Raw genomic sequence first — 11,465 nt, 5'->3', positions numbered from 1 at the left:
ATTTTGTGTACACCACACATCCTGTGGGAGCTGGCTTGCCAGCGATGGCGGCCGGTCAAACAACAAAATCATCAAACTGCCGCTATCACTCAATCACCACCCGCCCCATTTCCAACTACGCTCAAGCTGACACCTGAACTCTCCACCAACAATCACGTCTCATACAGGCAAATACACCCAGGCGCACGTTAGCCGGCGTCTTCGCTCGCTAGGTTTTCAGACTCCCTGTAAACTGCGCGGGTTTTCCGCCCCCCATTCCACCGGAGCCGTCCATGTCCCGCGTTACCTTGAGTCGCTATTTGATTGAGCAGACCCGCAGCAACAACACTCCTGCCGATCTGCGCTTTTTGATCGAAGTGGTAGCGCGTGCCTGCAAGGAGATCAGCCACGCCGTGTCCAAAGGCGCCCTGGGTGGTGTTCTGGGCAGCATGGGCACCGAGAACGTGCAAGGCGAAGTGCAGAAGAAGCTCGACGTGATCTCTAACGAGATCCTGCTCGAAGCCAACGAATGGGGCGGTCACCTGGCCGGCATGGCGTCCGAAGAAATGGACAACGCCTACCAGATCCCGGGCAAATACCCGAAAGGCGCATACCTGCTGGTCTTCGACCCACTGGACGGCTCGTCGAACATCGACATCAATGCCCCGGTCGGCACGATCTTCTCGGTACTGCGTTGCCCGAACGAATACCTGAGCCAGAACGAGCCGCTGAACGAAAAAGCCTTCCTGCAGCCAGGCACCCAGCAAGTGGCCGCCGGTTACGCCATCTACGGCCCGCAGACCATGCTGGTGCTGACCCTGGGCGACGGCGTCAAAGGCTTCACCCTCGATCGCGAAATGGGCAGCTTCGTCCTGACTCACGAAGACATCACCATTCCTGAAACCACCCAGGAATTCGCCATCAACATGTCCAACCAGCGTCACTGGGAAGCCCCGGTGCAGCGTTATGTCGGTGAGCTGCTGGCCGGTGAAGAAGGCCCGTTGAAGAAGAACTACAACATGCGTTGGGTCGCGGCGATGGTTGCCGACGTCCACCGCATCCTGACCCGTGGTGGTCTGTTCATGTACCCGCGCGACAGCCGCGAGCCGTCGAAACCGGGCAAGCTGCGCCTGATGTATGAAGCCAACCCGATGTCGTTCCTCGTCGAACAAGCCGGCGGCGCGTCCACCGACGGTCACCAGCGTATTCTCGACATCCAGCCGGAAGGCCTGCACCAGCGCGTTGCAGTGTTCCTCGGTTCGAAAGAAGAAGTCGCCCGCGCCACGGCGTACCACAAGGAATAAACCATGCACGCGCCCTGGCAGCCGTTGCTCGACTGGTGGTTCGGACACGCCGAATCAGCCAGCGAAGTAGCGGCCGAAAAGGGCAAGTTGTGGTTCGGCAAGCGAAACAGCCAAGACCTCGAAGCGCAGACGCGTTTCGGGGTCTTTGTCGATCAGGCCCTGGCCGGTGAATTGACCGAGTGGACGCAATGTCCCGAAGGCTGGCTGGCGGTGGTGCTATTGCTCGATCAGCTGCCACGCATGATCTATCGCGACACCCCCAAAGCGTTTTCCGGTGATCTGCGCGCACAGAAGCTCGTCGCCCAAGGCATTGCAGCGGATTTCGATCGGCAGTTGAAACCGATTCAGCGGGTATTCATTTATCTGGTATTCGAACACTGCGAAAACCTCGCAGTGCAGAACGAAGCCGTTTCCAGATTTATTGAATTGGTGGCTGAACAGCCAGAGTCGGAGCGGGCGGTGTTTGCCGATAACCTGGACTATGCCGAGCGGCATCGGAAGGTGATTGCGCAGTTTGGAAGATTTCCGCACCGCAATTCGGTGTTGGGGCGGAAGTCTACGACTGAGGAATTGGAGTTTCTGTCCAGGCCCGGTTCAAGATTCTGAATCTTCAGTGCGGCTTATGCCGCTTTCGCGAGCAGGCTCGCTCCCACAATTGAAATGCATTCCACTGTGGAAGCGAGCCTGCTCGCGAAGAGGCCTGAGGCCGCAGCTTAAATCCTGAAGCTGCCGACCAGATGCTTCAACCGCGCGGCTTGCTGCTCAAGGTCCGAACAGGCGCGCAACGTTGCCTGCAAGTTCTCTACCCCTTCCTGATTCAGCGTGTTGATCTCGTTGATATCAACGTTGATCGACTCGACCACGGCGGTCTGTTCTTCGGTCGCGGTGGCCACCGACTGGTTCATGCCATCGATTTCGCCGATGCGCTGGGTCACGCTGCCCAAGCGCTCGCCGGCCTGGTTGGCGATGCCGACGCTGCTTTCGCTCTCGCGCTGGCTCTCGGTCATGATGGTTACTGCCTGACGTGCGCCGACCTGCAGCTCTTCGATCATCTTCTGTACTTGCTGCGCCGAATCCTGGGTGCGGTGCGCGAGGTTGCGCACCTCGTCGGCGACCACGGCGAAACCGCGCCCGGCTTCACCGGCGCGCGCGGCTTCGATGGCGGCGTTGAGTGCGAGCAGGTTGGTCTGCTGGGAGATGCTGGTGATCACTTCGAGAATCTGGCCGATGTTCACCGTGTTGCTGTTAAGGGTTTCGATGTTGCCGCAGGAATCGCTGATCTTTGCCGACAGCTGTTGCATGGCGTGGATGGTTTTATCCACCACCTGCTGGCCGTCGACCGCGAGGCTGCGCGCATCGCTGGAATGCTGCGAGGCGAGGGCGGCGTTCTGGGCGATTTCCTGAGCGGCGGCGCCTAGCTGATTGATCGCGGCGGCGACGCTGTTGGTGCGGCTGGCCTGCTGGTCGGAGTTGTACATCGACGAGTTCGAGGCAGCGACCACACGCAGGGCGACTTCGTTGACCTGGCCGGTGGCCGAGGACACTTCGCGGATCGACGTATGAATGCGTTCGACGAAGCGGTTGAACGAAGTGCCCAGCGCGCCGAATTCATCGTTGCCGTGAATCACCAGACGCTTGGTCAGGTCGCCTTCGCCTTCAGCGATGTCATGCATCGCGCGGCCCATGGTCAGCAGTGGCTGCATCAGCACGCGAATCAGCATGCCGAGCAGGCCGATGATGATCAGCACCGCGATGACCATGGCGATCAGCGCCGAGGTGCGGAATTCGCTGAGCATCGAGAACGCGGTGTCTTTATCGAGCACCAGCGCCACGTACCAGTCAGCCGATGGCACTCCGTTGACGCGAGTGAAGGAAATCAACTGGGTCTTGCCGTCGAACTCGACTTCTTTCAGGCCCGGGCTGACTTGAGGCGCGCCGTTCGGATAGGCCTCGGCGAGGGTCTTGAGCACCAGTTTGCTGTCCGGGTGAATCAGAATCTTGCCTTCGGCGCTGACGATGAACGCATGACCGTGGCCGCCGAAGTTCAGCGAGTTGATGATCGCGCTGACGCTGGTCAGATCGATGTCGGCCCCGGCCACGCCGAGCATCTGGCCCTGACGCTGCACCGGCGTCGCGACGGTGATCACCAGTTTGCCCGACGAAGCGGCAATGTACGGTTCGGTGACGATGGTCTGCTGTGCGCTATTGGCGGCTTTGTACCAGCCGCGCGCCCGTGGATCGTAGTCCGGCGCGCGGTTGCCGGCCGGCACCGAGAACATCACACCGTCAGCGCCACCGAAATAGCTGAGCTGGAAATTGCCGGTGTAGGCGGGCAGGTCAATGATGCGTTTGAGGCTGGCGGGCGCGTTGCCGTCAACGGCGACTTGCTGCGACAGCGATTGCAGCAGCTGAATGCGGCTTTCCAGCCAGGTCTGGATGTTGCTGGTGGTCAGGCTGCCCAGCTCCTGCATGGTCGCTTCGGTACTGCTGCTCAAGTCCTGACGCTGGCGATAGTCGTTGAAGAAGATGAAACAGGCGAACGCAACGGCCACCACAAGGGCAGCAGCCAGCAGAATCTTGTGGCTGAATTTCATGTTTCTGGTCATCGAATGAACTACCGCGAGGGGGCTGGTCAGGAAAGGGCGGCAATTTGCCATATTCGGCAGCGTTGCGCTGCTCTTATTTTCGACCGCGCCGCGCCAAAGATTAGGCGTTTGCAGGGAAAGTCGACGAAATGCTCGACGGCTTCACAAAGTTTTTGATTTACCGGCAAAAGCCGGACGGGCGGGCTGATAAATAGGCGTTCGGTCACGGAACCAGATGACACTTTTCTCTTCTAAGCTTCTGGTTGGCACCATGCCATCCCCCCTCGTTCCAGGAGTTTCACCATGTCGCTGCGATCTATCGCCCTGCTGTCGTTTTGCGTGCTGTTGGCCGCATGCAGCAAGGTCAATCAGGAAAACTACTCCAAGCTCTCGGCCGGCATGGCCAAGTCCGAAGTGGAAACCCTTCTCGGCAAGCCCACTGATTGCTCGGGCGCGCTCGGTATGTCCAGCTGCACCTGGGGCGACAAGAACAGCTTTATCAGCGTGCAATACGCCGGTGACAAAGTGCTGATGTTTTCCGGCCAAGGCCTGAAGTAAACCGGGGCTTCGCGCCCACGGAGAAAAAAATGAAGCGGTTATTGCTGATCCTTTTTGCTGGCCTGGTACTGGCTGGCTGCGCCACTTCCGGCGTCGACCCGTTGGCGCCCAAGACCGTCAACAGCGTCAATCTCAAGCGTTATCAGGGCACCTGGTATGAACTGGCCCGCTTGCCGATGTACTTCCAGCGCCACTGCGCGCAATCCGAAGCCCATTACACCCTCAAGCCTGACGGTAATGTCGGCGTGCTCAATCGTTGCCTGACCCCGGAGTGGCAGTGGGAAGAAGCCAAGGGCACGGCTTATCCACAAGTGCCGGGCAAGACCGACAAGCTCTGGGTCGAATTCGATAACTGGTTCTCGCGCCTGGTGCCGGGCGTGGCAAAGGGCGAGTACTGGGTGTTGTACGTCAGCGACGATTACAAGACCGCCATCGTCGGCGATCCGAGTCGCAAGTACCTGTGGCTGCTGTCACGCACACCGACCGTCAACGGTGTAGTGCGCGAAGAATTGCTGAGCAAGGCGCGTCAGCAGGGTTACGACACCACACGCCTGATCTGGCGCGCGTCGGATCGGCAGATGGCCAAGACATCCAATTAAGAGCGAAAAGATCGCAGCCTTCGGCAGCTCCTACATGAGAATGCATTCGTGTAGGAGCTGCCGAAGGCTGCGATCTTTTGCTTTTTTACCCTAAAAGATCGCGCAGGACCTGGGTGAAGGCTCGGGAGCTGTGCTCTTCGCCGGCATGCCGTCCATCGCGCACCACCCACTGACCATTGACCAGCACATCGCGCACCTGGCGATCGCTGCCGGCGAACAACCAGCGATTGAGAATGCCGTCGCCATTGGCAGTCGCCAGATACGGATCGTTGCCATCCAGGACAATCCAGTCCGCGCGCTTACCCACTTCCAACGCGCCAATCGGCTGCCCCAGTGCCTGTGCACCGCCGTCCAGCGCCGCGTCATACAGGGTGCGGCCGACCATCGGCTGCTGCGCGCCATACAAGCGATTGCGCCGCTGATCACGCAGGCGCTGGCCATATTCCAGCCAGCGCAACTCTTCCACCACGCTCAACGACACATGGCTGTCGGAGCCAATGCCCATGCGCCCGCCCTGGGCAAGAAAGTCCACCGCCGGGAAAATCCCGTCGCCCAGATTCGCTTCAGTGGTCAGGCACAGCCCGGCGATTGCGCGACTGTTGGCCATCAGCGTGACTTCTTGCGGGTTGGCGTGGGTGGCGTGGACCAGACACCAGCGCTGATCGACTTCAGCGTTCTCGTAGAGCCATTGCAACGGACGGCGACCGCTCCAGCTCAGGCAATCGTCGACTTCTTTCTGCTGCTCGGCGATATGGATGTGCACCGGGCATTGTTTGTCACTGGCCGCCAACACTTCGCTGATCTGCTGCGGCGTCACCGCGCGCAACGAGTGGAAACACAGACCCAGCGACTGCGCCTTTTGCTGCGCCAGTAAAGGCTGCAAACGCGCTTGCAGATTCAGATAGTTCTCAGTGCTGTTGATAAAGCGACGCTGGCCTTCGTTGGGCGTTTGCCCGCCGAAACCGGAATGACTGTAGAGCACTGGCAGCAGGGTCAGACCGATACCGCTTTCGCTGGCGGCCTGGCTGATGCGCAAGGCCAGTTCCGCCGGATCGGCGTACGGTTGGCCGTTGCTGTCATGGTGCACGTAGTGAAATTCGGCGACCGAGGTGTAACCGGCCTTGAGCATTTCGATGTACAGCTGACGGGCGATGATGCCGAGCTGATCGGGGCTGATTTTTCCGACGAGGCGGTACATCAGATCGCGCCAGGTCCAGAAACTGTCGTTGGGGTTGCCGGCCACTTCGGCCAATCCAGCCATGGCGCGCTGGAAGGCGTGAGAGTGCAGATTGGGCATTCCCGGCAGCAACGGCCCGCGCAGCCGTTCGGCGCCGTCTGCGCTGGAATCGGCCTGGATTCGGGTCAACAAGCCATCGGCGCTGACCTCGAGACGTACATTGTTGGCCCATCCGTTAGGCAGCAGTGCGCGTTCGGCAAAGAAGGCGGACATCGTTCGGCACCCCATCGTGTGTTATTTGTATATACATATACAGACGTTTGCCTGCCCGGTAAACTCCGGCAAGCTAGTCACTTTCATCCAATGAACAGGGATCAACCGTGCCGACTCCGCCTCCAGTTTCTCCGTTGGCCGCGAACATGGGCGACAGTCCGGCGCCCTTGTACGCCCGCGTCAAACAGATGATCACCCAGCAGATCGACAGCGGTAACTGGCCGCCGCACTACCGCGTGCCGTCCGAAAGCGAACTGGTCAGCCAGCTCGGCTTCAGCCGCATGACCATCAACCGCGCCCTGCGCGAGATGACCGCCGACGGCCTGCTGGTGCGCATGCAAGGCGTGGGTACGTTTGTCGCCGAACCGAAGAGCCAGTCTGCGCTGTTCGAAGTGCACAACATCGCCGATGAAATCGCCTCGCGCGGCCATCGCCACACCTGCCAGGTCATCACCCTCGAAGAAGAAGCCGCCGGCTCCGAACGCGCGCTGGCGCTGGACATGCGCGAAGGTCAGAAGGTCTTCCACTCGCTGATCGTGCATTACGAAAACGGCATTCCGGTGCAAATCGAAGACCGTTTCGTCAACGCCCTGGTCGCGCCGGAATACCTCAAGCAGGATTTCACCCTGCAAACGCCTTATGCCTATCTCAACCAGGTCGCGCCGCTGACCGAAGGCGAGCACGTGGTCGAAGCGATTCTTGCCGAGCCGTCGGAGTGCAAGTTGCTGCAGATCGAAAAGGGCGAGCCGTGCTTGCTGATCCGCCGGCGAACCTGGTCGGGGCGTCAACCGGTGACGGCGGCGCGTTTGATCCACCCCGGTTCCCGCCATCGTCTGGAAGGGCGCTTTCATAAATGAATTATCAAGTGAAGGTTCTACGCGCTGAAGGCTACCCGCGCATGCCGTGGAAAAACGGCGGCGGCAGCACCGAGGAAATCACTCGTGATGCCGGCACTGGCCTGGACGGTTTCGGCTGGCGCCTGTCGATTGCCGACATCACCGAATCCGGCGGTTTCTCGACATTCGCCGGTTACCAGCGAGTGATCACCGTGTTGCAGGGCGACGGCATGACCCTGTGCGTCGACGGTGACGATACCCGGCCATTGTTACCCCTGGACCCGTTTGCTTTCAGCGGCGAAAGCCAAGTGTCCTGCACCTTGCTCGGCGGTGCGATTCGCGACTTCAATCTGATCTACGCGCCGCAACGTTACAGCGCGCGATTGCAGTGGCTGGACGGTGAGCAGCGGTTTTTCAGCTCGGCATCGACGCTGCTGGTGTTCAGTGTCAGTGAGCTGATGGACGTGCGTGTTGGCGACGGCGTTTCGCAGCTCGGTCGGCATGATTGCCTGCAACTGGACGGTAACAGTGGGCTGGTCGAAGTCTCCACCCATGGCGCTTGCTGCATAGTCGAACTTCTCCAAAACTGACCCCTGTGGCGAGGGGATTTATCCCCGCTGGGTCGCGAAGCGGCCCCATTCTTGATTAGAAAAGCGGTCTGCTGCGCAGCCCAGCGCGGATAAATCCCCTCGCCACAAAAGCCAACCCCACTCTTGTTTCCCTCCACGCACCAACTTGTTACCGAACGCCCCAGCGTGGCGCAAAACCACGCTCACTTGGCCTAGCCGCATCTCCTCAGAATCTCCTCCCGGAAAATTTCATCCACGCCAGAACCCTCGATTCAGGCGCTCTCCAGCCATGCCCGTGATTTTTCCTGAACACGCCTCCAACAAGTTGGCCGCTTGATTGCATATGCTTGTATGTACAAGTAAAGACGTATGCGTATGAGTCGGTCGAGACTCTCCGCAGCGTCCACTGATTCGCTTGTCGCGCAGCACAGCGCGCAGGCTGCTGCCCACTGCCAGGGTTGGTTTGAATTGATCGCTGAGGAGTCTTTTTCGTGACTGACAATACCCAGAACAGCAACAAGTTTCGTGACGTGCAGATCCGCGCCGCACGCGGTAACACGCTGACCGCCAAGAGCTGGCTGACTGAAGCGCCGCTGCGCATGTTGATGAACAACCTCGACCCGGAAGTCGCCGAGAACCCGAAGGAACTGGTGGTCTACGGTGGCATCGGTCGCGCGGCGCGCAACTGGGAGTGCTACGACAAGATCGTCGAAAGCCTGACCAACCTGAACGACGACGAAACCCTGCTGGTGCAATCGGGCAAGCCGGTCGGCGTATTCAAGACTCATAGCAACGCGCCGCGCGTGCTGATCGCCAACTCCAACCTGGTGCCGCACTGGGCGAGCTGGGAACACTTCAACGAACTCGACGCCAAAGGCCTGGCCATGTACGGCCAGATGACCGCCGGCAGCTGGATCTACATCGGCAGCCAAGGCATCGTTCAGGGCACCTACGAAACCTTCGTCGAGGCCGGGCGCCAGCATTACAACGCCGACCTCAAGGGCCGCTGGGTCCTCACCGCCGGCCTCGGTGGCATGGGCGGCGCGCAACCGCTGGCCGCCACCCTGGCCGGCGCCTGCTCGCTGAACATCGAATGCCAGCAGGTCAGCATCGATTTCCGCCTGAAAAGCCGTTACGTCGATGAGCAAGCCAAAGACCTCGACGACGCTCTGGCGCGCATCGACAAATACACCAAAGAAGGCAAAGCGATTTCCATCGCCCTGCTCGGCAACGCGGCGGAAATCCTGCCGGAACTGGTCAAGCGCGGCGTGCGCCCGGACATGGTCACCGACCAGACCAGCGCCCACGATCCGCTCAACGGCTACCTGCCGGCTGGCTGGAGCTGGGACGAATACCGCGCCCGCGCCAAGACCGAACCAGCCGCTGTGATCAAAGCCGCCAAGCAGTCGATGGCGGTGCATGTGAAAGCCATGCTGGAGTTCCAGAAGCAGGGCATCCCGACCTTCGACTACGGCAACAACATCCGTCAGATGGCTCAGGAAGAAGGCGTCGAAAACGCTTTCGATTTCCCGGGCTTCGTGCCGGCCTACATCCGTCCGCTGTTCTGCCGTGGCATCGGCCCGTTCCGTTGGGCGGCGCTGTCGGGTGATCCACAGGACATCTACAAAACCGACGCCAAGGTCAAAGAGCTGATCCCCGACGACGCGCATTTGCACAACTGGCTGGACATGGCCCGCGAGCGCATCAGCTTCCAGGGTCTGCCGGCGCGTATCTGCTGGGTCGGTTTGGGCCAGCGCGCCAAGCTCGGTCTGGCCTTCAACGAAATGGTCCGTAGCGGTGAGCTGTCGGCCCCGGTGGTGATCGGTCGCGATCACCTCGACTCCGGCTCGGTGGCCAGCCCGAACCGCGAAACCGAATCGATGCAGGACGGCTCCGACGCCGTGTCCGATTGGCCGCTGCTCAACGCACTGCTGAACACCGCCAGCGGCGCGACCTGGGTCTCCTTGCACCACGGCGGCGGTGTCGGCATGGGCTTCTCGCAGCATTCGGGCATGGTGATCGTCTGCGACGGTACTGACGAAGCCGCCGAGCGCATTGCTCGTGTGCTGCATAACGACCCGGCGACTGGCGTCATGCGCCATGCCGATGCCGGTTACCAGATTGCGATCGACTGCGCGAAAGAGCAGGGGCTGAATCTGCCGATGATCACTGGCGGGTAACACGCTCTGGTTTATGTGGGAGCGAGCCTGCTCGCGAAGGCGTCGTGTCAGTCGCTACTGCTGTGACTGATACACCCGATTCGCGAGCAGGCTCGCTCCCACAGAGGAATTTCAGTGAACCCGAACAGCAATCCACAGAGGTTGAATCATGGCGGTTAACAACGAACGTGCAGGCAGTACTCCGTTGATCGAAAGGCGTTCGATCGACTACATCCCGGAAGCGGAAAGACACGGTCGTCTGTTCAGCCAGTTCACCCTGTGGATGGGCGCCAACCTGCAGATCACCGCGATCGTCACCGGGGCCTTGGCGGTGGTACTTGGCGGTGATGTGTTCTGGTCGTTGATCGGTCTTTTGATCGGCCAACTGCTCGGCGGTGGTGTGATGGCGCTGCATGCCGCGCAGGGACCGAAACTGGGCTTGCCGCAGATGATCTCCAGCCGTGTGCAATTCGGCGTTTATGGCGCTGCGATTCCGATCGTGCTGGTGTGCCTGATGTACCTCGGCTTCACCGCCACCGGAACGGTGCTCTCCGGGCAGGCGCTGGGGCAGTTGTTCGGTGTCAGCGACAGTGTTGGCATCCTGATTTTCGCCAGTGTCATCGTGCTGGTCACAGTGCTCGGCTATCGGGTGATCCACTGGATCGGCCGCGTCGCCAGCGTGATTGGCGTGATCGCTTTTGTGTTCCTGTTCTGGCGGCTGATGAGCCAGACCGACGTTGGTGCGCTCCTGCAGATTCGTCATTTCAGCTGGAGCAGTTTTCTGCTGGCGGTGTCGTTGGCGGCGTCCTGGCAGATCGCTTTCGGCCCGTATGTAGCGGACTACTCGCGTTACCTGCCGAGCGCCACTTCATCGGTGAAAACCTTTTTCGCCGCTGGCGCAGGTTCAGTGATCGGCGCGCAAGTCGCGATGATTCTCGGTGTATTTGCCGCCGCTTCGGCCAATGGTCAATTCGCCGGTCACGAAGTCGCTTACATCGTTGGTTTGGGCGGCACCGGCGCCACCGCCGCGCTGCTGTATTTCAGCATCGCGTTCGGCAAGGTGACCATTTCGACGCTGAACTCCTACGGCAGCTTCATGTGCATCGCCACCATCATCAGTGGCTTCAAAGGGCACCTGACGGTTACCCGCATGCAGCGCCTGGTGTTCGTGCTGTTCATCGTCGGCGCGGCAACCCTGATTGCCCTGCTCGGGCAGCACTCGTTCCTCGGTGCGTTCAAGTCGTTCATCCTGTTTCTGCTCGCCTTCTTCACCCCGTGGAGCGCGATCAATCTGGTCGACTACTACGGCATCACCCGCGAGCGTTACGACGTGCCGGCGCTGGCCGATCCGAACGGCCGCTACGGCCGCTGGAACCTGCTCGGTATCAGCGTCTACGTGTTCGGCGTGTTGGTGCAGTTGCCATTC

Annotated in this window: 10 protein-coding genes; 8 read left to right on the top strand and 2 right to left on the bottom strand. The window is 60.3% G+C overall.

The annotated features are described in order from the left end of the window. The first annotated feature begins 272 nt into the window (after positions 1-272). Both OQK_RS09095 and OQK_RS09090 read left to right on the top strand, forming a co-directional pair. Complete coding sequence (locus OQK_RS09095) at positions 273-1,283, top strand: class 1 fructose-bisphosphatase (protein WP_016772098.1); 1,011 nt, start codon at positions 273-275, stop codon at positions 1,281-1,283. 3 nt (positions 1,284-1,286) lie between these two features. After that, entirely contained in the window at positions 1,287-1,889 is a 603-nt protein-coding gene (locus OQK_RS09090) for a DUF924 family protein (protein WP_016772097.1), read from the top strand. A 107-nt stretch (positions 1,890-1,996) separates the two neighbouring features. Here OQK_RS09090 and OQK_RS09085 read toward each other — a convergent pair whose 3' ends face one another. Then, positions 1,997-3,889 (bottom strand): methyl-accepting chemotaxis protein, encoded by a 1,893-nt coding sequence (locus tag OQK_RS09085; protein WP_016772096.1) that lies wholly within the window; start codon positions 3,887-3,889, stop codon positions 1,997-1,999. Between the two features lie 282 nt (positions 3,890-4,171). Between OQK_RS09085 and OQK_RS09080 the strand changes: the two genes are divergently transcribed. Continuing rightward, complete coding sequence (locus tag OQK_RS09080) at positions 4,172-4,426, top strand: hypothetical protein (RefSeq protein ID WP_016772095.1); 255 nt, start codon at positions 4,172-4,174, stop codon at positions 4,424-4,426. A gap of 29 nt (positions 4,427-4,455) precedes the next feature. Next, the gene (locus OQK_RS09075) at positions 4,456-5,025 is read left to right on the top strand and encodes a lipocalin family protein (protein ID WP_016772094.1); all 570 of its coding nucleotides are present in this window, start codon (positions 4,456-4,458) and stop codon (positions 5,023-5,025) included. An 85-nt stretch (positions 5,026-5,110) separates the two neighbouring features. Here the strand turns inward: OQK_RS09075 and OQK_RS09070 are convergent, their stop codons facing one another. Further along, positions 5,111-6,475 carry a formimidoylglutamate deiminase gene (locus OQK_RS09070; protein ID WP_016772093.1) on the bottom strand — a complete coding sequence of 455 codons (1,365 nt, stop codon included), beginning with the start codon at positions 6,473-6,475 and terminating at the stop codon, positions 5,111-5,113. 146 nt (positions 6,476-6,621) lie between these two features. Between OQK_RS09070 and hutC the strand changes: the two genes are divergently transcribed. The 4 genes from hutC to OQK_RS09050 form a co-directional block, all read left to right on the top strand. Beyond that, entirely contained in the window at positions 6,622-7,332 is a 711-nt protein-coding gene (gene hutC, locus OQK_RS09065) for a histidine utilization repressor (protein WP_162999786.1), read from the top strand. Then, a complete protein-coding gene (locus OQK_RS09060) occupies positions 7,329-7,901 on the top strand; it encodes a HutD/Ves family protein (RefSeq protein ID WP_016772091.1) in 573 nt (190 codons plus the stop codon). The genes hutC and OQK_RS09060 overlap by 4 nt, the downstream gene beginning before the upstream one ends. 470 nt (positions 7,902-8,371) lie before the next feature. Beyond that, the gene (gene hutU, locus OQK_RS09055; RefSeq protein ID WP_016772090.1) at positions 8,372-10,060 is read left to right on the top strand and encodes a urocanate hydratase; all 1,689 of its coding nucleotides are present in this window, start codon (positions 8,372-8,374) and stop codon (positions 10,058-10,060) included. A 148-nt stretch (positions 10,061-10,208) separates the two neighbouring features. Continuing rightward, positions 10,209-11,465 (top strand): purine-cytosine permease family protein (locus tag OQK_RS09050; RefSeq protein WP_016772089.1); only part of this gene is annotated, 1,257 nt, incomplete at its 3' end.

It is taken from the genome of Pseudomonas sp. R62, assembly GCF_000257605.1.
Lineage (GTDB): Bacteria > Pseudomonadota > Gammaproteobacteria > Pseudomonadales > Pseudomonadaceae > Aquipseudomonas > Aquipseudomonas atacamensis.
The sequence above is the reverse complement of the archived record's forward strand: the minus strand, read 5'-3'. Positions and strand labels throughout refer to the sequence as shown.

Excerpts from the sequence above, each read along its gene's own strand:
- hutC (WP_162999786.1), top strand. The coding sequence starts at position 6,622 with ATGGGCGACAGTCCGGCGCCCTTGTACGCCCGCGTCAAACAGATGATC.
- OQK_RS09085 (WP_016772096.1), bottom strand. The coding sequence starts at position 3,889 with ATGACCAGAAACATGAAATTCAGCCACAAGATTCTGCTGGCTGCTGCC.
- OQK_RS09060 (WP_016772091.1), top strand. The coding sequence starts at position 7,329 with ATGAATTATCAAGTGAAGGTTCTACGCGCTGAAGGCTACCCGCGCATG.
- OQK_RS09075 (WP_016772094.1), top strand. The coding sequence starts at position 4,456 with ATGAAGCGGTTATTGCTGATCCTTTTTGCTGGCCTGGTACTGGCTGGC.
- OQK_RS09070 (WP_016772093.1), bottom strand. The coding sequence starts at position 6,475 with ATGTCCGCCTTCTTTGCCGAACGCGCACTGCTGCCTAACGGATGGGCC.
- OQK_RS09090 (WP_016772097.1), top strand. The coding sequence starts at position 1,287 with ATGCACGCGCCCTGGCAGCCGTTGCTCGACTGGTGGTTCGGACACGCC.
- OQK_RS09095 (WP_016772098.1), top strand. The coding sequence starts at position 273 with ATGTCCCGCGTTACCTTGAGTCGCTATTTGATTGAGCAGACCCGCAGC.
- OQK_RS09080 (WP_016772095.1), top strand. The coding sequence starts at position 4,172 with ATGTCGCTGCGATCTATCGCCCTGCTGTCGTTTTGCGTGCTGTTGGCC.